The 23,088-nt window shown below is 48.3% G+C and carries 20 protein-coding genes; 9 read left to right on the forward strand and 11 right to left on the reverse strand.

All coding sequences use genetic code 11. The annotated features are described in order from the left end of the window. From J7438_RS16425 to J7438_RS16435, 3 genes are all read right to left on the reverse strand, one after another. Positions 1-1,251, reverse strand: a 1,251-nt coding sequence (locus J7438_RS16425; RefSeq protein WP_209277413.1) for a DUF1601 domain-containing protein, incomplete at its 3' end; no start/stop codon positions are given. A 387-nt stretch (positions 1,252-1,638) separates the two neighbouring features. Further along, entirely contained in the window at positions 1,639-2,154 is a 516-nt protein-coding gene (locus J7438_RS28375) for an RAP domain-containing protein (protein WP_209277414.1), read from the reverse strand. A 109-nt stretch (positions 2,155-2,263) separates the two neighbouring features. After that, complete coding sequence (locus J7438_RS16435) at positions 2,264-3,262, reverse strand: threonine ammonia-lyase (RefSeq protein ID WP_209277415.1); 999 nt, start codon at positions 3,260-3,262, stop codon at positions 2,264-2,266. 230 nt (positions 3,263-3,492) lie between these two features. Here J7438_RS16435 and J7438_RS16440 point away from each other — a divergent pair, with 230 nt between their 5' ends. After that, positions 3,493-4,248 (forward strand): hypothetical protein, encoded by a 756-nt coding sequence (locus J7438_RS16440; RefSeq protein ID WP_209277416.1) that lies wholly within the window; start codon positions 3,493-3,495, stop codon positions 4,246-4,248. Positions 4,249-4,290: 42 nt separating this feature from the next. Here the strand turns inward: J7438_RS16440 and aceA are convergent, their stop codons facing one another. Beyond that, positions 4,291-5,607, reverse strand: a complete 1,317-nt coding sequence (aceA, locus tag J7438_RS16445) for an isocitrate lyase (protein WP_209277417.1) — start codon at positions 5,605-5,607, stop codon at positions 4,291-4,293. A 138-nt stretch (positions 5,608-5,745) separates the two neighbouring features. Here aceA and J7438_RS16450 point away from each other — a divergent pair, with 138 nt between their 5' ends. From J7438_RS16450 to J7438_RS16460, 4 genes are all read left to right on the forward strand, one after another. Continuing rightward, positions 5,746-6,678, forward strand: coding sequence for a LysR family transcriptional regulator (locus J7438_RS16450; RefSeq protein WP_209201670.1), 933 nt, complete (start codon positions 5,746-5,748; stop codon positions 6,676-6,678). A gap of 185 nt (positions 6,679-6,863) precedes the next feature. Continuing rightward, positions 6,864-6,995: a hypothetical protein gene (locus J7438_RS27810; RefSeq protein WP_269674385.1), complete on the forward strand. Its 132-nt coding sequence runs from the start codon at positions 6,864-6,866 to the stop codon at positions 6,993-6,995. Between the two features lie 171 nt (positions 6,996-7,166). Next, positions 7,167-8,342 carry an alpha-hydroxy acid oxidase gene (locus J7438_RS16455; protein ID WP_209277418.1) on the forward strand — a complete coding sequence of 392 codons (1,176 nt, stop codon included), beginning with the start codon at positions 7,167-7,169 and terminating at the stop codon, positions 8,340-8,342. A 151-nt stretch (positions 8,343-8,493) separates the two neighbouring features. Continuing rightward, on the forward strand, positions 8,494-10,677 hold the full coding sequence (locus J7438_RS16460) for a malate synthase G (protein ID WP_209277419.1): 2,184 nt from the start codon (positions 8,494-8,496) through the stop codon (positions 10,675-10,677). Positions 10,678-10,942: 265 nt separating this feature from the next. Here J7438_RS16460 and J7438_RS16465 read toward each other — a convergent pair whose 3' ends face one another. The 4 genes from J7438_RS16465 to mnmA form a co-directional block, all read right to left on the reverse strand. Further along, positions 10,943-12,373 (reverse strand): hypothetical protein, encoded by a 1,431-nt coding sequence (locus J7438_RS16465; RefSeq protein WP_209277420.1) that lies wholly within the window; start codon positions 12,371-12,373, stop codon positions 10,943-10,945. Between the two features lie 162 nt (positions 12,374-12,535). Then, positions 12,536-13,906: an adenylosuccinate lyase gene (gene purB / locus J7438_RS16470; RefSeq protein WP_209277421.1), complete on the reverse strand. Its 1,371-nt coding sequence runs from the start codon at positions 13,904-13,906 to the stop codon at positions 12,536-12,538. A 174-nt stretch (positions 13,907-14,080) separates the two neighbouring features. After that, positions 14,081-14,692 carry a high frequency lysogenization protein HflD gene (gene hflD, locus J7438_RS16475; protein WP_209277422.1) on the reverse strand — a complete coding sequence of 204 codons (612 nt, stop codon included), beginning with the start codon at positions 14,690-14,692 and terminating at the stop codon, positions 14,081-14,083. A gap of 57 nt (positions 14,693-14,749) precedes the next feature. Continuing rightward, positions 14,750-15,868, reverse strand: a complete 1,119-nt coding sequence (gene mnmA / locus J7438_RS16480) for a tRNA 2-thiouridine(34) synthase MnmA (RefSeq protein ID WP_209277457.1) — start codon at positions 15,866-15,868, stop codon at positions 14,750-14,752. Positions 15,869-16,181: 313 nt separating this feature from the next. Between mnmA and icd the strand changes: the two genes are divergently transcribed. The 3 genes from icd (at position 16,182) to clpA (ending at position 20,513) form a co-directional block, all read left to right on the forward strand. Further along, positions 16,182-17,438 (forward strand): NADP-dependent isocitrate dehydrogenase, encoded by a 1,257-nt coding sequence (gene icd, locus J7438_RS16485; RefSeq protein ID WP_209201676.1) that lies wholly within the window; start codon positions 16,182-16,184, stop codon positions 17,436-17,438. A 388-nt stretch (positions 17,439-17,826) separates the two neighbouring features. Then, entirely contained in the window at positions 17,827-18,183 is a 357-nt protein-coding gene (clpS, locus tag J7438_RS16490; RefSeq protein ID WP_101748546.1) for an ATP-dependent Clp protease adapter ClpS, read from the forward strand. 20 nt (positions 18,184-18,203) lie between these two features. After that, the gene (gene clpA / locus J7438_RS16495; RefSeq protein ID WP_209277423.1) at positions 18,204-20,513 is read left to right on the forward strand and encodes an ATP-dependent Clp protease ATP-binding subunit ClpA; all 2,310 of its coding nucleotides are present in this window, start codon (positions 18,204-18,206) and stop codon (positions 20,511-20,513) included. Between the two features lie 37 nt (positions 20,514-20,550). On the opposite strand, the gene infA is transcribed toward clpA, so the two are convergent. The 3 genes from infA to aat form a co-directional block, all read right to left on the reverse strand. Then, positions 20,551-20,769, reverse strand: coding sequence for a translation initiation factor IF-1 (infA, locus tag J7438_RS16500; RefSeq protein WP_020583463.1), 219 nt, complete (start codon positions 20,767-20,769; stop codon positions 20,551-20,553). A 102-nt stretch (positions 20,770-20,871) separates the two neighbouring features. Beyond that, positions 20,872-21,579 (reverse strand): arginyltransferase, encoded by a 708-nt coding sequence (locus J7438_RS16505; protein WP_209277424.1) that lies wholly within the window; start codon positions 21,577-21,579, stop codon positions 20,872-20,874. Beyond that, complete coding sequence (aat, locus tag J7438_RS16510) at positions 21,579-22,295, reverse strand: leucyl/phenylalanyl-tRNA--protein transferase (RefSeq protein WP_209277425.1); 717 nt, start codon at positions 22,293-22,295, stop codon at positions 21,579-21,581. The genes J7438_RS16505 and aat overlap by 1 nt, the downstream gene beginning before the upstream one ends. Before the next feature lie 375 nt (positions 22,296-22,670). On the opposite strand from aat, the gene J7438_RS16515 reads away from it, so the two are divergent. After that, positions 22,671-23,066: a hypothetical protein gene (locus J7438_RS16515; RefSeq protein ID WP_066016598.1), complete on the forward strand. Its 396-nt coding sequence runs from the start codon at positions 22,671-22,673 to the stop codon at positions 23,064-23,066. Positions 23,067-23,088 lie beyond the last annotated feature (22 nt).

The following is a 23,088-nucleotide window of genomic DNA, read 5'->3' on the forward strand; positions in this document are numbered from 1 at the left end:
CTGTGCGTTCACATGGGGCAACAGCACGGCTACGGTTTCATTGAACCTTGGTGTCTGCTCTTGCCCATTGTCCACCAGTTTCGCCATGGCCCACAGCAGGTTGGCGATACCCTGAGCATTAAATTGGCCTTTCTGTGCGCTCACGCAGGGCAACAGCACGGCCACGGCCTTGCTGAGCTCTGGTGTCTTCTCCATGCCGTTGTCCACCAGTTTCGCCATGGCCCACAGCAGGCTGGCGATATGCTGAGCAATAAATTGGTTTTTCTGTGCTTTCACGTGGGGCAACAGCGCGGCCATGGCCTCGTTGAGCCCTGGTGTCTGCTCCTGGCCGTTGTCCACCAGTTTCGCCATGGCCCACAGCAGGTTGGCGATATGCTGAGGAATAAATTGGTCTTTCTGTACGTTTACGTGGGGGAACAGCGCGACCACAGTCTCTTTGAGTTCTGGTGTCAGCTCCTGACCGTTGTCCACCAGCTTCGCCATGGCCCACAGCAGGTTGGCGATTCCCTGTGGTTTAAAGTTGGCTTTCTGTGCCTTCACGTGCGGCAACAGCGCGGCTATGGCCTCGTTGAGCTCTGGTGTCCGCTCCTGTTCGTTGTCCACCAGTTTCGCCATGGCCCACAGCAGGTTGGCGATTCCCCGGGCATCAATATCCCTGGCTTCAGGTTTTTGGTTGCAGTTAAATATTATTGCATCAAGTAGCGTTGACAGTAAGGCAGCTTGAGTCAGCTTAACACGCTCATCTATGGGTTTATGGGGGGTAAAAACACCCGCTGAAGTAAATGAATGAAGTGTTGTCGTCAGGCTTCGCCAATTCCAGCTCCGTGTTGCTTTAAAATTTTGCAGCAAACGTATCAGCTGGCTTTGTTCCGCTCGATTTAACGGTCTTTTAGCAGCTGACGTGTATTTTTTAATTGAACTGGCATATTGCCCGTGATTTCTCCCATCATAGCGATGACCGAAACGATCCGATTTACTCACCAGACCAGCCATTATTTCTGGTTTGATGTGGGCATTAAAATCTTGAGCAGGGTTGACTGAACGGCGCAGTAGAGATTGAGAAGAGCATGCGCCAGAAGAATGGTAAAATTCATTACGCCCCAGGGTAGTGCGGGGGGGATTACCCCGCTGTCTGACTGTACTCTGTCTATATCGCCCACGCCTTGAAGAAGCGGCATGGTTATCTGGTTGGTTGTAATCATTACCTGGTCTTGCGTGTTTACCACTGATACCAGCAGTGTTTCTATCCATAATTATATTTCATTAATTCATGATAATATAAAAAGCAGACTGCGGTTCTGTTCAGAAGTTCATTTTGCTGAAATGTTTATAAACGTAAGCGGTCGGGGAAACACATCTACGTTCCACCAATCCGCTATGTTCAAATGATCTGGAGCGAGACAAATAGTGGCAACCATTGATCAATCTGCCCATGGATCACCTGCGGATATGGTCGAAAAGCTGGAAAACCTCCTTCCCTGGAATGTGAGAACGGTTCTTGAGTTATGATGGAAGGAAGGAGATTACTGGCTGTTTGTTCTCTTCTTTTTGCTACTTTTTGGTTTGGCTATTTGCTCTTTTAATGATCTTCGGCGGCTAAGCAATAGGGATCTGAGGATTGTCATCCTTTATCGGCAGCTACGTATGCCTCATCTGCCCACCCTCTTTTAAGTGATGCAGAGCCATGACCCTGTGGTGGGTGTATACCCTGGTTGTTATTTGATCAATACATCGTTTCATTAAATCTTTGTTCCAAAGCTTGTAAACCGGGATTTCAATGACCTCAAATCCTGATTTTTTCAGCAGTGCGATTTTAAGCAGAGTCGAACCATTCCTGGTTTTGAAATCACCACCCACATAATGAAACGGTCCCTGAACTTCAATCGCAATGTTGTGATCTGGCAGTACCAGGTCAACCGGAGGTAATGAGTCCATACTCTTTTCTTCTTCAATCTTCAAAGATGGAATACATGATTGGAGTTGATCGCGGAAGACAGTTTGAGGTTTTGAAATGGCTGTCTGGTAATGGGGGATGACCGGACAGGCTCTGCCAAGCCAACTTGCGGCCATGGCAATGACGGATTGTTCCTCTTCGTTATCTGGCGATGTATGTTCCAGGCGAGTAAACAGGCCATCCATGTGCTTCTCAAGCACGTTATGCGCTGTCGGTCTGCAGGGGCAGACGACTATTTGCAGAAGCCCGTGGAGGCAAGGGTATTAATGGATCATATTCGCAGCTGGATTGCTGCCTGACTTAACTGTACTATGCCTGAATTATTGAAGCGTACTTATCCGGATCAACATTGCCTCCACTGCCAATCGCTACTACGGTTTTATTTTCAAACAGTGCCGGGTTATCCATAATCGCGGCAATGGCCACCGCACCGCTGGGTTCCAGCACCAGGTTCATCTCCTGAAAACTGAGCCTGATGGCGTCATGGGATTTTTGAGGATTGACTGTTATACCTCTGACACCGGTTTGCAGAACGATATCCAGGTTGGCAATGCCAGGCTCAAGGGCCAGTAAAGCATCACAGTCACACAGGATATGACCTTTGGCTCGAGAGCGTCTGCCGTTTTCAAGGGAAATACCCATGCCCTGGTAACCATCCACTTCAACGGCCCATACCTGGGTGTTGCTGCCAAACACCAGGCTTGATCCTGCCACCAGGCTGCCACCACCAACGGGGCAGAGAATGTGATCACAGGATTTCCCGAACATCGCCAACTGCTCCTGAAGCTCCAGCGCTACAGATGCCTGGCCAATAATGATCTCATGATCATCGAAAGGGTGTAGCAGCACTGCGCCGTGGTCTCTGGCTATTTGCCTGGCCATAGCACTGGCAGCTTCCTCCCTGGAAGGTTTATTGCATTGGCAGAGAATGACCTCTGCGCCGTAACGTCTGGCATTATTTACTTTTGATTTGGGGGCGTCATGGGGCATTACCAGCCTGACCGGTATGTCCAGAAGTTGTCCGGCGGCTGACAGGCCTGCTGCAAAATTTCCTGAAGAATAGGCTGTAACACCTTGTTTTTTCTGACTCTCCGTTAAATTTAACAGTCGGTAGAACGCACCCCGGAATTTAAAGGCCCCGGTAATTTGCAGAGACTCGGCTTTGATCAGCACCTCACCTCTGATCAGCTCGCTCAAGGTATCTGATTTTAACAGCGGGGTGGTGCGCACATTGTTTCTTATTTGCTGAAAAGCATGGTTTAACTTCAGATAATCAGGAAGCTGGCTAACATTGGGTACTGCTGACATAACCTCAACATCTTTAACTTATTAAAGGCAGACTGGCTTTGGTGCTACCATCGCCTTTAAAAGATAGTCAAAATTGGCTGTGAGGTCTGAAAAGTTCAGGGGAGAGCGGTTTTCCCGGGTACCGGGATATCGTGGGCTATAACAGTTATCACTTAAAAATTGAACTTATACATAAAGAATAAGTCTATGTAAAACATAGAGTCATAATAATTATGTAAAGGATTGTGTGAATGTTTCCGAAGATTCCCGGGGTACCTGCCTTCCTATCATCTGAACGGGCTAATCAAGATTCAGGTGCAAGCAAAGGAAATAGCTCAAAAACAGCAAAGGATTTTTACTCGAAATTCAGTTCACCCCATGCATATCAGCGTGCTGTCTGGATTCTTTATGATATAAATAACTTTATTAATTCTACACAGTCGACACTCGGAGATGTGCAGGCACTTCGGAGGGCAATACATGAAAGAAATTTTTCCCCCTCTTCCATTGGTAAAAAGTTTGTCCCTCAACAACCCAGCACGCCATACGCAGAGCAGCAGACAGCAGAAATTCTTGCAGACTTCGATTCTTTTAGGGGCTCCGGATACACAACCCTTGGGGATGGTGCCGCCCTGCGTCGATTAATCAATGATAAATTTCGCAACAACGAATTATCAGGAAGTGGCTTTACTGTTTATCACACTGCGAATTCGGAGGCGTCACACTATCAAAAATTAGTAGAGAACTATGATAAAGCGGTGGATGGCCTGTTTGCTCATCAGATAAAAAAACTGACAAACAATCTGGCGCATAAACTTACTATTTCCAGTACTGAGCTTGAGAGTATCCAGCGTAAACGTAATAAGTCAGCGAAAGTCAGGTCACTTCTCGATACGTTAACAACGCCCAGTGAGCTCAGGACGTCACCGAACAAAACAGCTCACAGATTTAAGAACGAGCTAATGAGAGTGCATCCTGAACTGGCCAGAGATATGTTTCATCGTTAAAAATGAGCCCCGTCATCCATCAGGGGCTCAAGCTTTTACCGTTTAGAACTGCTCTTCTTCCGTAGAGCCGGTTAAAGCAGTTACTGAAGACTGACCGCCCTGGATAACCGTTGTCATATCATCAAAATAGCCGGTTCCAACTTCCTGTTGGTGAGCAACAAACGTGTAACCTTTTTCCGCAGCGCCAAACTCTGGCTCCTGGACCATCTCGACATAATGCTTCATACCTTCGCCCTGAGCGTAGTTATGAGCCAGTTCAAACATGTTGTACCACATGTTATGAATGCCTGCGAGGGTGATGAACTGGTACTTGTAGCCCATATCACTCAGTTCCTGCTGGAATTTGGCAATGGTTTCATCGTCCAGGTTTTTCTTCCAGTTAAAGGAGGGTGAGCAGTTGTAAGCCAGCAGTTGATCCGGGTACTCAGCCTTGATCGCTTCAGCAAACTTACGGGCTTCATCCAGGTCTGGAGTGGCGGTTTCACACCACAGCAGATCCGCGTATGGCGCATAGGCAAGACCACGGGCAATAGCCTGATCAATACCGGCCTTGGTCCGGAAGAAACCTTCAGGGGTTCTTTCGCCAGTCAGGAATGCTGCATCGTAAGGGTCGCAGTCAGAGGTAATCAGATCAGCCGCGTTAGCATCGGTACGGGCCAGAACAATGGTGGGTACATCGGCAACGTCAGCAGCCAGTCGGGCCGCAATCAATTTCTGCACAGCTTCCTGGGTGGGAACCAGTACCTTGCCACCCATATGACCACACTTTTTAACGGAAGCCAGCTGGTCTTCAAAGTGTACACCGGCAGCACCAGCTTCAATCATGCCCTTCATCAGCTCATAGGCGTTCAGTACACCACCAAAGCCTGCCTCTGCGTCCGCAACAATCGGGGCAAACATGTCAACATAGCCTTCATCACCCGCTTGCTTGCCGGCTTTCCACTGAATCTGATCAGCACGACGGAAACTGTTGTTGATGCGCTTGACCACTGCAGGCACGGAGTCAACCGGGTACAGAGACTGGTCAGGGTACATGGTGCTGGCGCTATTATTATCTGCCGCAACCTGCCAGCCGGAAAGGTAGATCGCTTCAATGCCGGCTTTAACCTGTTGCACTGCCTGGCCACCAGTGAGGGCACCAAGACAGTTGACATAACCTTTTTTAGACTGGTTGCCATACACCAGGTCCCAGAGTTTCTCGGCACCCTGTCTGGCAATGGTGTTTTCGATTTTCACAGAACCTCTCAGACGAACGACGTCTTCTGCACTGTAGGTTCGTTTGACATTTTTCCAGCGCGGGTTCTCCGCCCAGTCCTTTTCAATGCGGGCAATTTCTTCAGAGCGGTTATAGCGAGCCATCTTATTTTCCTCCCCCGAACAGCGAGGTGTAGTTATGCGACTGTTTAAATTCAAACAAATGTTTGATTTGCGTCGCATATCCTAAACACCTGAGAAAGATTCTGGTAATTTATAAGAGTTATCTCGGGTATTTATAGAATGAATATTGCACGCGTTGATCTGAATTTGATGGTTTACCTGGATGTTCTGCTCAGGGAGCGCAACGTAACCCGTGCCGCGGAACAGTTGGGAATTACCCAGCCTGCCATGAGCAATGGGCTGCGCAGACTGCGGGAGTTGTTTAATGATCCTCTGTTAATCCGGACCAGCGAGGGGATGACCCCAACAGAGCGTGCACTTGAACTCCAGCCACTGATTCGTGAGGCATTACTGGCCATGGAGAAAACGATTCAGCCAAAAGAGAAGTTTGATCCTGAAACCAGTCAGCGGGTATTCCGGATCATGGCTTCTGATTATGCTGAATCAACCCTGATCCCTCTGGTGTTGAAGCAGGTTCGCTCCCTGGCTCCGAATGTGACACTGGATGTCCTGACGCCCAGTGATGTGAGCTTTCACGACGTTGAGCAAGGTTGGGTTGATATGGCTATTAACCGTTTTGACAGTCTGCCTCAGTCGTTTTATCAGTCCCGGATCTGGCAGGATGATTTTTCCTGTGTGATGAGCAGAGAAAACCCGATACTGACTGATTTTACCCTGGACACCTATCTTCAATCCCAGCATATCTGGGCCAGCAAAACCGGAATGGGTATTGGCGTAGGGGTTAATCCTGAGGATGTACAGCGACTGGGCTGGGTCGATGAAGCGCTGGCCGCTGTTGGCAAAAAACGCAAAATCAGTGTTTTTACCCGTCATTATCAGGTGGCGATGCTGTTGTCTGCCCAGAATGATCTGATCGCTACACTTCCCAGTCGACTTGCGGATATTGAACGATTCAGTACCAGGCTCACTGTCGTCAGGCCCCCGTTTGAAATTCCATCATTTGACCTGTCCATGGCCTGGAGCCCTTTGCTGCATCATGACTCTGCCCATCAGTGGCTGAGGCAGATTATTAAATCCGTGGCGGGAAAGTGACCTTGTCGTTTGTTTTCACGCAGATAAACAGCTACAAACATAAACTAACAGTCATTACTGTTATTCTTTGTTTGTCTGTGTTCTAATTTGCTTGCTTTCGCTGACTTGCGCGAAACAGAAGAGGAAAATAAGACGTTATCCTCCGTTAAATAAGTACAAAATCAGTTGGATTACTGGAGAGAAAAATGGATTGGCTGAGTGACCTGGAAGCAGAACATGCACTGTTTGATGTTGCCGAAGAGTGCAAGGAATTTATCGCCGAGTCATACTACTTGTTAATCTCTGAGCAGCAGCAGGGTGTTGTCCTGGACGACTGATTAGCCAGAGCAGGCGTTATTGAAAAAGCCCTTTTCTTTTTCCCAAAAGAAAAGGGCTTTCTTTTTTCCCTTTACAGAATCTGAATCCGGACCAGACGGTGCTCCCGGGTTTTGCACATTTGTTTTTGCCCGCTAGATTTAACAGACTTCTACAAAATTTGGGCAGATCCTATGTTTGCCGCTCACTCAAATCTTGCACAAATATGCTCTATTCATGACTTACAGACTCTGGCCAGAAAACGTGTGCCAAAAATGTTCTATGACTACGTAGACTCAGGTGCCTGGTCTGAAAGGACTTATGACAGTAATCACTCTGATTTTAACGATTTACTGTTTCGACAGCGGGTTGGGGTAGATGTAGTCCAGAGAAATACCGCATCTCTTATGGCGCAGACTCCGGTGACAATGCCGGTGGCACTGGCTCCCGTTGGGTTGGCAGGAATGCAGTATCCTGATGGTGAGATTCTGGCTGCCAGGGCAGCTGAAGCATTTGGTATTCCCTTTGCGCTGTCCAGCTTGAGTATTTGTTCAATTGAAGATGTTGCCCGACAGACCCATCACCCTTTCTGGTTTCAGTTGTATGTATTTAAAGACCGGGATTTTACCCTGCAACTGATGGATAGAGCCAGAAAGGCAGGTTGTAAAACACTGGTGGTAACCATGGATCTGCCCATCATGGGGCAAAGGCATAAAGATGTAAAAAACAGGCTTTCAGCCCCGCCCCGGATAACAGCCACATCGCTGATTCAGTTCCTTAATCGCCCTGTCTGGTGTTTGAAGATGGCTTGCACATCACATCATACTTTCGGGAATATTGTCGGTCATGCAAAAGGAGTCGACAACCTCCGTTCTCTTGCGGTGTGGACATCAGAGCAGTTGGATGCCTCATTAAGCTGGAAAGATATACAATGGATTCGTGATCATTGGGATGGTTATTTGATCATTAAAGGAATACTGAATACAGAAGACTTATATCGCACCATTGATGCAGGTGCCCAGGCCGTGGTGGTCTCTAACCATGGTGGACGCCAACTGGATGGTGCACCTTCAACCATCAGAACTGTGGCTGGTATTGCAAAAGCGGCAAACCAGCAGGTCGATGTGTTACTGGATAGTGGTGTGCGCAGTGGTCAGGATGTACTGAAGGCGATTGCGCTGGGTGCCCAGGGGGTTCTTGTGGGGCGAGCCTTTGCTTATGGGCTGGGTGCTGCGGGTGAAGCTGGTGTAACCAGGGCTCTGGAGATAATCCATAAAGAGCTTGAGTCCACCATGGCACTGATTGGTGAGACGAAAATCTCCAGCCTGGGTACTCATAATTTGATTATTCCCGGTCAATTTTCGATTTAACATTCACAGGATAAATAGCCGTCATTGCGGGCGTTAATTGGACATACCTTCTCGCTTCGATAACATTGACGGTTGGATTGTTGTGCTTGTACATGGTTACAGCATAATGTATACGTCAGTTGCATAATAATGATCAGGAAGTGAGGTTGAAATGACTGAACGCATCCAGAAAGGCGGCCTGCAAATCGCTCGGGTACTCCATGATTTACTGGTAAATGACATTGTTCCGGGAACCGGTGTGGACCCGGAGAAGTTCTGGCTGTCCCTCGAAGCGTTGGTTAATGACCTCGCCCCTGAAAACAAAGCGCTTCTGGCCCGCCGGAATGAACTTCAGCAGAAGATTGATGCATGGCACCAGCAAAACCGCTATACCGAAGATAATAAGTCTGAGTACAGGTCTTTCCTTGAGGAAACAGGTTATCTGCTGCCTGAAGGGGATGACTTTGCCATCTCCACCAGCAAGGTCGACAGCGAAATAGCTCGTCAGGCAGGGCCTCAGCTGGTAGTCCCTGTTATGAATGCCCGCTTTGCCTTAAATGCAGCCAATGCCCGCTGGGGTAGCCTGTATGATGCGCTTTATGGAACGGATGCTATTCCGGACAGCGAAGGAGCAGAAAAGGGCAAAGGATATAACCCGATTCGTGGCAGAAAAGTGATTGAGTTTGGTCGTGAATTGCTGGATACAGCGGCTCCATTGGCTTGTGGTAGCCATAAAGACGCCGTTCGCTATCAGGTGCTGGAAAGCAGCCTGGCCATTTCACTTGAGGATGGTTCAATCACATCCCTGAAAGAGCCGGAAAAATTCTGTGGTTATACCGGAATACCTGAAAAGCCCGATTCAATACTGTTGAAAAATAATGAGTTACACATTGATATTCAGATGGATTCTGAAGGTGTGATCGGCAGGGATGACGCTGCGGATGTACAGGACCTGATCGTTGAGGCTGCCATTACCACCATAATGGACTGCGAAGATTCCGTGGCAGCAGTGGATGCAGAAGACAAGGCTCTGGTATATCGCAACTGGCTTGGACTGATGAAAGGTGATCTGGAAGATACTTTCGTTAAAGGTGGCAAGCCGTTGACCCGAAAGCTGAGTTCTGACCGGATTTACACGGCACCCGACGGCAGTGAGCTGGTCTTACCCGGCAGAAGCCTGATGTTTGTCCGAAATGTCGGGCACCTGATGACCAATGATGCCATTCTTGATGCCGAGGGTAATGAAATACCGGAGGGTATTATGGATGGTATGTTCACCTCCCTGATTGCCATCCACGACCTGAAGAAAAAAGCAGGTGGTCAGCAGAACTCCCGGGAAGGCAGCATTTATATCGTCAAGCCAAAAATGCATGGCCCAGAAGAAGTCGCCTTTACCTGCAAACTGTTTTCACGTATCGAGGCGGCGCTTGATCTACCTGCCAACACCTTAAAGGTGGGCATTATGGATGAAGAGCGCAGAACCTCCATAAACCTGAAAGCGTGTATCCGTGAGGCCAGGGATCGTATTGTCTTTATCAATACCGGTTTCCTGGACCGTACCGGGGATGAAATACATACCAGTATGGAAGCCGGCCCTGTTATTCCAAAAGGGGAGATGAAACAGTCGACCTGGATTCAGGCCTATGAAGATCAGAATGTTGATATTGGTCTTCATACAGGACTGCTCGGCAAAGCTCAGATTGGTAAAGGCATGTGGGCGATGCCGGATGAGATGGCAAAAATGATGGAGCAGAAGATTGCGCACCCCCTCTCAGGGGCCAACACCGCCTGGGTGCCGTCGCCCAATGGCGCAACACTTCATGCCGTTCATTATCACAGAGTTAATGTTCTGGCCCGTCAGGAAGCGCTGTCCCGTCGTCAAAAAGCCAGTGTTGATGACATTCTGCAAATTCCGGTAATGACCGATCCGGGTAAATTATCCGCAGAGTTGATCCAGAAAGAGCTGGACAATAACGCCCAGGGAATTCTTGGCTATGTGGTGCGCTGGATTGACCAGGGTGTTGGCTGCTCCAAGGTTCCGGATATCAACGACGTTGGCCTGATGGAAGACCGTGCCACGCTGCGAATTTCCAGCCAGCATATTGCCAACTGGCTTCGTCATGATATCTGTTCAGAAGCGCAGGTAATGGAAACCATGAAGCGTATGGCTGTGATTGTAGACCGGCAGAATACCGATGATCCAGCGTATCAACCTATGGCAACAGACTTTGCAAAGAGTATTGCCTTTGCTGCCGCCTGTGATCTGGTATTTAAAGGCTGTGAGCAACCTAATGGTTACACTGAGCCTGTGCTTCATCAGCGTCGCAAAGAGTATAAGGCAGCTAAACCGGTTTAAACATTGATTCTGGAATGAATTCTGCGCTAAAAAAACATTCTCCCAATCAACGGGATATACGGTTGATTGGGTGGTTTTGAAGAATTTTCTCAATTAGACCAACGCTGTACTCTATACTAATGTTCCTTCTGTATTGATCTTCCTTAACATTGTCTTGTAAACCTCTTTGCCTCTTACACTTATTATGAAGCACAGCTCAATAAGGCAAGAGCCGCTTATCAGGTGGCTACCGAGGAAAATGAGGCGTACGGTGAATTGGGCAAGGTCAATTTGGGTCGGTATTAGAGAACTTCCTTATGATGCTGAGGGTTGACAGTACTTCACTGAGTAGATGTTGCGTGATTTCTCCGAGGGGGGGCTCAGCAGGAGGTGGCCCTGCGTCCTGGTTTTTCGTTGAATCGGATAGCTTTTTCAGCTTTACCCTGACCCGCAACTCACCATCCCCGTCCATGTTTGAGATTGCATTTTGAAAGTCGGTTTTAAATTTTGCATATTGAGGCGAATCCAGCAGGTCGTGGGAAGGTGACCGGTCATTGTCAAAAACTGATCTGATGGATCGGCTATCACTGAAATTCATGTTATTGAAAAAAGCCAGGGAATCCTTGCTCTCAGGGGCAGTGACAGATAGCTCGAATGAGAGCCTGTCGAGCTGGGAGGGGGTATTTTCTTCCATTGATTGCCCGGTTCTGTTTTCGCTAATGGGGAGTGGCTCTTCAAACTGGGCAGAGTCAGATGAAAGAATGGGGCGTGAACAAGAAGTACCTTCCTTATTTTCCAGACACACCATTCGTTGTGTCACAGGCTTGCACCATTCCAGGGGATAAATAGGGTAATTAATGGCAAACGTAAGTACGTTCTTGTTGTTACTGTCGTTGATCATCATCTGGAACGGTCGGGTGTTTTCGTCTGCATCAAGGAGCTTCTGCAAGCTTTCATGTATCACTTGTAAGTAGTCTTGAAAAATAGCGTCAGATCCGCCTGACAATATACGTACGACAAAGGTAAGATAATCAGTGATTATTTTATGAACACTTGTTTTTTTCGCGCTTATAGGATCGCGGGGAATGGTGATTATTTGGTCAGAAAGGCAGAAGACATAATCGCCTCGTGTGGGGTTCTCCGCTTGTGGTCTTTGCGATGTGTCCAGAAGACGGATTACAGGAGCACCCTTAAAACCAAGGGCAACCGTGACCTCCTGAGCGCCAATCATGGGAAAATCGGCCAGGGAGAAAGTCATGGGGGCACCAACGTAAGGGGTAAGGGCATCCAGCTCGCTTTTGCGAATCGGACAGATAAACGCCTCGCCATCCCATCTGGGCATTCTTAATGGCATTGGATTAGAGCAAATAAAGCACTTTGAGTCGGGGTTTTTATGGGGAGCCTTCTGGTCAGGGTTCCGGGTGTAAAAATCATCAATGCATTTTTGATGGTGTGTGTGGAGGGATTTGCAATACGTTATTTCCGGCTGACTGATATTACGTTTATTCAGACAAATTTCCTCACGACATATTGGGCATTCCGGAGATTCTTCGAACGTTGTTATGGAAAGGGGGGGGGTAGCCACTTCAGAGACAATTTTAACAGCTGTTCCGCCCGGGGAAGTTGATTGAGAATTGACGCCTTCAGAACAAGAGCTTGCGGTAAAAGAAGCATTTGATGAAAGATTAGGAATTTGTCCTGAAACTGTCGAGTCCATGGGTTGAGTCCAGTTGTTTTTTGAATAACAATTTTTGGACAATCGGATAAAAAAATAGTTCAGATCATTCAATTGGTTTCTTTGGTGATTATCCGAAACTAATGGATAATCACCTTATGAGTTGCGGTGTTGCCTCTCCTTTTTGCCAATTCCCTGTCAGTGTTAAATAGCCAGAGCCTGCTCTACCGCATTACCAACATAAGTAGCTGGTGTCAGTGCTTTTAGCCCGGCCTTTACATTGGCAGGAAGCTCCAGGCCATCAATAAACGTTGCCAGAGTCTCTTTGGTAATGCCTTCCTGACCACGGGTCAGTGCTTTAAGCTTTTCATAAGGCTGCTCTATACCATAGCGGCGCATGACGGTTTGAATGGGCTCTGCCAGTACTTCCCAGGCCTGATCAAGGTCCTGCTCAAGACGGGCAGGGGAGGCTTCCAGCTTGCCAATGCCTTTCAGGGTCGCGGCATAGGCAATCAGACTCTGGCCCAGACCAACGCCCATATTGCGCAGCACGGTGGAGTCCGTCAGGTCGCGCTGCCAGCGGGAAACCGGCAGTTTGGCGGCAAGATGCTGCATAATGGCGTTGGCAATGCCCAGGTTGCCTTCAGAGTTTTCAAAATCAATCGGGTTGACTTTGTGGGGCATGGTGGAAGAGCCTACCTCACCGGCAACCGTCTTCTGCTTGAAATACCCCAGAGAGATATAGCCCCAGACATCCCGGTCAAAGTCGATCAGAATGGTGTTGAAACGGCAGATGGCATCATAAAGCTCAGCAATGTAGTCGTGGGGTTCGATTTGGGTTGTGTAGGGGGTCCACTCCAGACCCAGGCTGGTGACAAACTGCTCGGCATGTTCAGCCCAGTTCACTTCCGGGTAGGCTGACAGATGGGCATTGTAGTTGCCGACAGCACCATTGATTTTCCCCATGGGGACAATGCTTTCGATTTGTTTCAGTTGACGCTTCAGGCGGTAAGCCACATTGGCCATCTCTTTACCCAGGGTGGTCGGGGAGGCGGTCTGACCATGGGTTCTGGACAGCATGGGCTGGTCGGCATGGGTCCTGGTCAGTTGTTCAATGGCTGAGATGATGTTACGCATCTCAGGCAGGACGGCCTCGGCCATACCGGTTTTCAGCATCAGACCATGGGCGAGGTTATTGATATCTTCCGATGTGCAGGCAAAATGGACAAACTCACTGATCGCTGATAGCTCATCATTGCCCTGAAAGCGCTCCTTGATCAGGTATTCCACCGCTTTCACATCGTGGTTGGTGGTGCGCTCAATCTCTTTAACCCGCTCAGCTTCGGCCATGGAGAAACCACTGACCAGACTGTTCAGCAGCTGGCTGGCTGGTTCAGACAGTGCCGGAACCTCGGTGATGGCAGAATGGCTGGCCAGAGATTGTAACCAGTGAACCTCCACCGCAACCCTAAAACGGATCAGTCCATATTCACTGAAAATGGTTCTGAGGGATTGGGTCTTATCACCATAACGTCCATCAATGGGAGAGACGGCGGTCAGTGCATTCAGCTCCATGTTTTATGCCTTAAGCTCGGGGGAAAAGGGCGCATGATAACGGATCCCTCTGTCAGATTCTAATCATTGGCCGGTTGGCCTGACGCAGAATGCTGATCAGGAGGGAGATCACTGGCCGCTTTCCGGTGCAGTGGATGGGTCAGGCATCGGGAGGTGCCCTTTGAAATTCGGCTATTACAGTCGCTTGAGGCCATCAAGTAACTTGCTTCGGCTGATGAACAGGTGCCAGCGACTGCCACCACACTGACGCCAGAGGGCGGCAGAACGGATACCGGCCAGCAGGATAGCTCTGATCCGGTTAGCGTTAACCGGGTTCTGCAGGTAGCGCATATCGCCAGCCACCTGTATCCGGGTTTTAAAGGTGCTGATGGTATCCAGGTAGATGCTGGCCAGGTTGGCAATTACATTGTCATGCAGCATGCCAAAATGTTCGACCTGTTCTTTGGTTCTGTTGAGACGCTCACCGATGGTGCTCAGCATCTTCCGGTTACTACTCAGCTTTTTCTCAATGTGAATCAGGGCCAGAGCATAACGGATAACATCCCCCTGAATCGCGGAGCTGTCCCTGCTTAACACGGACTCCAGGGTTTTTCGCCCCATGGACAGACCATTGAAACCACCGTAAACCTGGGAAACATCATCCGGCGAGGTGACAAAAATGCTGTGGATGGATGGGGTCAGAGCCTCTTCACTCCACTGCCCGGTTCTGGCCAGCTTGTCTACCAACTCTGCGGCCTGGAACACGCCAGATAATGCAGCCGCCTGGTCCTTTGTAGAATATCGCACCAATCTTCTTCTCTGGGATTTCCGTTGTCGTTGATAAGGTTTTCAGTTTCTTGAAGATCAAGCCGATGCTTGTGCCCGTGTTTCAATAACACCGCCGCCAAGGCACACATTCTCACCATAAAGGTCATCATAAAAGACCACCGACTGGCCCGGGGTAACTGCCCGTTGCGGCTGATCAAAGGTAACCCGGTAATCACCGTTGGCTTCCCGGATAAGCGTGCAGCCCTGATCTTGCTGACGATAACGCACTTTTGCCTTGAGCTGGCAGGGCATCTGTGGTGCTTTTCCTGAAACCCAGTCGATATGCGAGCAGGTCAGACTATCTGAGAAGAGCAGGGGGTGATCTTTACCCTGACCGGCGATCAGCACATTTCTTTCAAGGTCTTTATCAAGTACATACCAGGGCGCTTCATCGGCATTTTTCAGTCCGCCGATCCCCAGCCCCTGTCTCTGGCCAATGGTGTGGTACATCAAGCCCGAGTGTTCACCAATCACCTTGCCATCTTCCGTTTCAATAACGCCAGGTTGTGCTGGCAGGTACTGCTGCAAAAAGTCCTTGAATCGGCGCTCACCGATGAAGCAGATGCCGGTGCTGTCCTTTTTGTTATGGGTAATCAGACCGTGTTCTTCGGCAATGCGTCGAACTTCAGTTTTTTCCAGGTCACCGACCGGAAAGAGAGTGCGGGCAATCTGTTGTTCGCTTACCGCATGGAGGAAGTAGGTTTGATCCTTACTATTATCAACCCCTTTCACCAGATAGCTATGGCCGTCACGGTCCACGCGACGGCAGTAATGCCCCATCACTATGTAATCGCTGCCGAGGGTGAATGCGTAATCCAGAAAGGCTTTGAACTTGATCTCTTTATTGCACAGGATATCCGGATTCGGAGTTCTGCCGTTTTTGTATTCATTGAGAAAATGTTCGAAAACATTATCCCAGTATTCAGCGGCAAAATTGGCTTTATGTAAATGAATGCCAAGTTTGTCGCAGACTGCCTGGGCATCGGCCAGATCGGTCATTGCGGTGCAGTATTCAGACCCGTCATCTTCCTCCCAGTTCTTCATAAAAAGTCCTTCCACCTGGTAGCCCTGCTGTTGCAGAAGCAAAGCGGATACGGACGAGTCAACACCGCCGGACATGCCAACAATCACTTTGGTTTGGGAAGGATGCTTTATCACTGGGGTATACTGCCACCTGTCAAAAAATAGCTGGTCATTTTACCTTTCCCGCTAAATAAGCGCCATACCGCTGGAAATTTATAGTGGTAAATGCAGATGGTGGTTTCGCTTTTGTAACAAAACTTCATTTATTCCTGGCTAAGGATGGTATATGGTATACGCGTTTTTGTGCGGTCAGCTTGCCGTTGTCAGCAATGCTTTACCCTGCTGACATTGCTGTTGGATATGGCTGCATGCTTTAAATAACGACAAGAAGCGTTGAACCAGTCTTTGATCTGGCTAAACCGATGATTAGAGAACGGAGTTGATAATGGGATACCAAAAGATCAAGGTGCCTGCCAACGGTGACAAAATCACTGTCAACGAGGACCTCTCCCTGAATGTTCCCGATACCCCTGTCATTCCTTATATTGAAGGTGACGGTATTGGTGCTGACGTTTCACCAGCGATGCTGAAAGTTGTTGATGCTGCTGTAAAGAATGCCTACAAAGGGCAGCGTAAAATTGAGTGGATGGAAGTTTTCTGCGGTGAGAAGGCTACTCAGGTTTACGATGATAATACCTGGCTTCCGGAAGAAACGCTTGAGGCTCTCAAAGAGTATGTGGTCAGTATTAAAGGCCCTCTGACAACGCCGGTTGGTGGTGGTATTCGCTCGCTGAATGTGGCTCTTCGTCAGGAGCTGGACCTGTTCGCCTGCATTCGTCCTGTGCGCTGGTTCAAGGGTGTGCCAAGCCCGGTAAAAGAACCTGAAAAAACCGACATGGTTATCTTCCGTGAAAACTCGGAAGATATCTATGCGGGTATCGAGTGGCAGGCTGGCAGTGCCGAAGCCGAAAAGCTGATCAACTTCCTGCGCAATGACATGGGCGTTACCAAAATCCGGTTTGAGCAAGACTGCGGTATTGGTGTCAAGCCTGTTTCAAAAGAGGGCACCGAGCGTCTGGTGAAGCAGGCAATTCAGTTTGCTATCGATAACAACCGTAAATCCGTTACCCTGGTTCACAAGGGTAATATCATGAAGTTTACGGAAGGTGCCTTCAAGGATTGGGGTTATCAGACAGCTGTTGAATACTTCGGCGGCCAGCCTCTTGATGGTGGTCCATGGCACACTGTCAAAAACCCGAATACCGGTGAAGATATTGTCATCAAGGATGTGATTGCTGACGCTTTCCTGCAACAGATTCTCCTGCGCCCGGCAGAGTATGATGTCATTGCCACCTTGAATCTGAATGGCGACTACATTTCTGATGCGCTCGCTGCCCAGGTTGGTGGTATCGGTATTGCTCCTGGTGCGAATATCGGTGCGCCAACGGCCGTCTTTGAAGCCACTCATGGTACTGCTCCAAAGTATGCAGGCCAGGATAAGGTCAACCCCGGTTCCGTCATTCTTTCTGCTGAAATGATGCTTCGTCACCTGGGTTGGAATGAGGCGGCAGATCTCATTATCAAGGGTATGGATGGTGCTATCGGTGCCAAGACCGTTACCTATGATTTTGAGCGACTGATGGAGGGCGCAACGTTAGTCAAGTGCTCTGAGTTTGCCGATGAAATAATTAACCACATGTAAGTTTTCAGTTAACTTTTCATCAGTTAAAGCCGGAAATTCATTTCCGGCTTTAATATTTTATCCCCCCTTTTTTTATTGTACTTTCCACGTTTATCTCCTTTTGTTGTCAGTCGCCCGATCAATTTTCGAAAGTCGGCCATTGTGATTTGCTCCAGTATCTTTAGAATGAGAAGAGAAATCCTGGCAAATTTGTCAATTTCTTAGTAGGTGTGCACTAATTTATCTTCTGTCATCAAATGTCTGTAAACCGTGCCGATCAGTATTTTGTGCTCGTTGTTTTTATGATTAGCTTTTATGATTGGCAGTAGTAAATACTTGCGGTGCCATGAGTGTGCTGTTGGTTACCAGACAGTTAAGTTACAAATCGAAGGTTGGCAGTCATAAAACCATGAGTAATCTCGAACTGTTTCGTCTAAGCTTGCAAAAAGAGGGAGAGGAACAGGAAGGTGATCTGAGCGTTGCAGTCGTTCCGGAAAAAACCAGACTGGCTCCCCCTCCCATGTATCAGGTCTTGCTCCTGAATGATGATTTTACACCAATGGATTTCGTTGTTGAGGTACTGGAGAAGTTTTTCAGTATGCCAGAAGGGAAGGCGACTCAAATTATGCTGATGGTACATACCCAGGGAAAAGCCGTTTGTGGTGTATACAGCAAGGATGTCGCGGAAACCAAGGCTCAGCAGGTTAATGAATATTCCAGAGAAAACGACCATCCCCTGCTGTGCAAGACAGAAAAGGCCGATTAGCGTTTTCAAGGTTACACCATATGCTTAACAAAGACCTCGAAGCAACACTGAATAATGCATTTAAAGACGCCCGCGATAATCGTCATGAATTTATGACGGTTGAGCATCTTTTACTTGCTTTGCTTGATAATGAATCCGCAGCCAGAGTCCTGGTTTCCTGCGGAATTGATCTTCATAAACTTCGCCAGGATCTCACTGAGTTTGTCAGCTCAACGACTCCATTAATCCCCGACGATGACCATGAGCGTGAAACGCAGCCAACACTTGGCTTTCAGCGAGTACTGCAGCGTGCTGTTTTTCATGTGCAAAGCTCCGGTAAAAAGGAAGTTACCGGTGCTAATGTACTGGTCGCTATTTTCAGTGAGCAGGAAAGTCAGGCTGTTTACTTCCTGAAGCAACAGGATGTGGCTCGCATAGACGTTGTTAATTTTATTGCCCACGGTATATCCAAGACGCCGGGTCAGGAGCTCGAAGAGCTTGGTCATGATCTGTCCGACGATATGGAGCCGGAGAGTAGCAGTGGTGGCAGCAGCAAGAATCCCCTCAAACTGTATGCCACTGATCTGAATGATCAGGCGCGTCTCGGCAGAATTGATCCCCTGGTTGGTCGGGCTGAAGAAGTGGAGCGGGTCTGCCAGATTCTTACCCGTCGGCGGAAAAACAACCCTTTACTGGTTGGTGAGGCCGGGGTAGGGAAAACGGCCATTGCTGAAGGTTTGGCCCGTCGGATTGTTGATGGTGACGTGCCTGAGGTTTTATCCAAGGCTGTTGTTTACTCCCTCGACCTGGGTTCGCTTCTGGCCGGAACCAAGTATCGTGGTGATTTTGAAAAGCGTTTCAAGCAGTTACTGAGTGAGCTTAAGAAACTGGATCATGCGATTCTCTTTATCGATGAAATTCATACCATCATCGGTGCAGGTGCAGCATCTGGCGGAGTGATGGATGCCTCAAACCTTCTGAAGCCGATGCTGACTTCCGGCGAACTGCGCTGTATCGGTTCTACCACATTCCAGGAGTTTCGCGGGATCTTTGAAAAAGATCGGGCACTGGCAAGAAGATTCCAGAAAGTGGATATTGTCGAGCCCAACGTTGAAGACACCTTCCAGATACTGCTGGGACTGAAAAAGAAATTCGAAGAGCATCATGTTATCAAGTATCAGGATGAAGCCCTGAAAGCGGCAGCCGAATTGGCAGACCGCTACATCAATGATCGTCATATGCCCGATAAAGCCATTGATGTTATTGATGAAGCAGGGGCGTATCAGAGGCTTCAGCCTGAGTCCGAACGGAAAAAAGTTATTGATGTCGATGATGTGGAAAGCATTGTCGCCAAGATGGCCAGGATTCCGCCAAAGTCTGTCTCTTCCTCTGACAAGGAATTGCTCGGTAAGCTTGAGCGCAATCTGAAAATGGTGGTGTTCGGGCAGGACGAAGCGATCACTTCACTTTCCACAGCTATCAAGCTTTCAAGAGCAGGCCTGAAGGCACCTGAAAAACCAGTTGGCTCTTTCCTGTTTTCCGGGCCAACCGGTGTCGGTAAGACAGAGGTTTGTCGCCAACTGGCAAAAGCCCTGGGTATTGAGCTTGTGCGCTTCGATATGTCTGAGTACATGGAAGCTCACACGGTATCACGCCTTATAGGGGCACCTCCGGGTTATGTCGGATTTGATCAGGGTGGCCTGTTAACAGAGGCCATCAATAAAACGCCGCACTGCGTGCTGTTGCTTGATGAGATAGAGAAAGGCCACTCCGATGTGTTTAACCTGTTACTGCAGGTAATGGATCATGGCACCCTGACAGACAACAATGGTCGTAAGGCTGATTTCAGAAATGTGATTCTGATCATGACCACCAATGCGGGTGCTGAAAACATGACCAGAAGCTCCATGGGCTTTCTTGAGCAGGATCATACCACTGACGGTAATGAGGCCATTAAGAAAACCTTCACGCCTGAATTCAGAAATCGTCTGGACGCCATTATTCCCTTTGCCTCACTCAATGATGAAATTATCAAACATGTGGTTGATAAATTCCTTACTGAACTCCAGGCTCAGCTGGATGAGAAGCGCGTGCAGCTGGATGTTGATGACAAGGCCCGCAGCTGGCTGGCGGAGAAAGGGTTTGATCGCCAGATGGGAGCAAGGCCTATGGGGCGGGTTATTCAGGAGCACTTGAAAAAGCCCATGGCGGAACAAATTCTGTTCGGAAAGCTTGCTGAGCATGGGGGCAATGTAAAAGTAACTGTTCGCAAGGGAGAGTTGTACCTCAAGTTTGAGGCAGCGAAAAGCCGTGCTTCCGATCTGGAGGCAATTGATGGTGAGGCAGGTTAGAAGACAGCGGGTAGGTGCTCAGGGGTGAGCACCGCTGTTAGCGAGAACGGTAAGTGATACGGCCTTTCGTCAGGTCGTATGGCGTCAGTTCTACCTTTACCCGGTCGCCAGTCAGAATGCGGATGTAGTTCTTGCGCATTTTTCCGGAGATGTGCGCGGTAACAACATGGCCATTTTCCAGTTCTACACGAAACATCGTATTAGGAAGGGTGTCAATGACGACACCCTCCATTTCCAGACTCTCTTCTTTTGCCATTAAATAACTACCTCAAAGGGGTTGGTACGGCTTGGTTAATTTTGTTGGGCATTCTGCCTGAAAACAATTGGTAAAGCAAAGCACCCTTTACTGTCAGTCGTATTATTTCAATTGTCGCCATTCCTGACTGACATAAAGCTCCACAGGACGGTATTCAATTTTGTAATTCATTTTCTGGCATTTCCGGATCCAATAACCCAGATGGAGATAGGGTAGCCCGAGTTTTCTGGTATGATCGATAAGCCATAAAATACAATATCGACCAAGGCTGCGTTGTGAGCAATCCGGATCGTAAAAGGTGTAAATTGCGGAAAGACTGCCGCGTAAATGATCTACCACCGATACTGCAAGCAGTTGTCCGTTCAGACGGAACTCATAAAATGCGGTAAATTCGGTGCTTTCAACCAGAAAAGAGGTGTACTGTTCAATCGTTGCAGGATACATATCACCATCCTGGTGGCATTGATTGATATACTTTTCATAGAGCAGGTAATGCTCATCCTGAAAGTCTGCAGACACTTTGGCAACCCTGAGTGTAGAGTTGCGATTCCAGGTCTTTCGCTGCGTTCTTTTCATTTGAAAGGTATCTACGGGGATTCTTGCCGGTATGCAGGCCTTGCAGCGGTCACAGTGTGGGCGGTAAATATGCTGGCCACTTCGTCGAAACCCAACGTCGGCAAGATCACTGCACAACTCTTTGTTCAGCGGAATTTCCGGATCCATAAATAGTGTGGTTGCCTGCTCCTCTGGCAGGTAACTGCATTCATGGGGTTGTGTGGCATAAAATTTGATATTTTTATACTGGCTCATTATCGAAGGTCATTCCATTGCCATTCCTGTTTCCAGTCTGAACAGGAAGGTGCCTGTGAGCAATAGCGGTCCAAATAATCTACAAATCTGGATCTTGAAATCAATTTTGCCCCAAGAGAGTCCAAATGGTCTGAATAGACCTGACAATCAATCAGTTCAAACTGCCAGGCTGAAAGTTGTTCAGAAAGGGCTGTCATGGCAATTTTAGAAGTATTGTTCTCTCGGCTGAACATGGATTCCGCGAAAAAAATGCGCCCTTGAGCTACCCCGTAAAGCCCTCCAACCAGCCTGTCTTGTTGCCAGACCTCAACAGAGTGTGCATGCCCGGCATCATGCAAAGCCGTGTAGGCGTCAATCATCTCATCAGTAATCCAGGTTCCTTCTGAGTCCCTGCGGATACTTGAGCAGGCCGTTATAACCTCAGCAAAGTCGTAATCAAAAGTAACCTGGTAGAGCCCTTTTCTCAGCAGTTTGCGTAATGATCGGGATAAATACAGCTCTCCCGGTTTCAACACCATCCGTGGGGAGGGTGACCACCATAAAATAGGGTCGCCCTCATTAAACCAGGGAAAAATGCCTTGCTGATAAGCCATTACCAAAGTGTCCACCTCAAGATTACCCCCAATAGCCAAAAGCCCATCCGGCTGTTCAAGCGCATGCTCAAGGGGAGGGAAGCCGATAACATGATCCGGCAAAAGTGTTATTGTCTCAGGCATTGTCTAACGTGTTGTTTTATCAAGCAGTTGAATGCATTGGTGCGGTATCAGGATTACTGCTCCCATCAGAATACCCTATAACCCGGGCTTAGCCCATGAATTTGCAAGTTAGCCATGTATGGCTGCAATTTGGTAAAAAATCCCCCTGAACAGGCAAAGTTATCTGTTCATTTTTCAGATAAGCCTTTCAATATGTCTTTTTATGTATTAGACTCCGCCACCTAGTCTACTGATATTCTGCTTTTAACCAGCCGCTTAATGAAGAATAACTCATATCTTCTTAATATTTTTCTCGCTTCAGTGCGTAACCCTCGCGCTGGTGGAAGCTTTTTATTAATTCCTATCTTATAAAACTCCCCGGAGGTAATCGAATCTATGGGTACCCTGAGCATGGGCGGAAGCATTGATACAAGCAGTGAAATGGATATCATTGAACAGCAACGCCTGGCAGCTCTTATTGAAATTACAGAGCAACACAACCGGGAAGTAAGCCAGCTCAAATCGCGCCTGGAAACTGCCGAGAAGAAAGCTGAAAAAGCTGCTGCCCAGCTGAAAAACATGGAAAATGAACTGAAAGATCTGAGAGCCAGCAATCCTGATCGAATGAAGAAGCAGATCAAGCGTCTTCAGGAGCAGAATCGCACGCTTACTGGTGAAAACAGTGGCCTGAAAACCAAACAAAAGCAGCTTACCCAGCAGCTGAATACCGCAACTCAGGAGCTTGAGCAGCTGAAGTCTGAAGAGGCTGAAGCAGAAACTGAGAAGGCGTAATTCCTAACCTGGATTACTGATG

This window comes from Thalassotalea sp. G20_0 (genome assembly GCF_017744175.1).
Lineage (GTDB): Bacteria > Pseudomonadota > Gammaproteobacteria > Pseudomonadales > Endozoicomonadaceae > Endozoicomonas.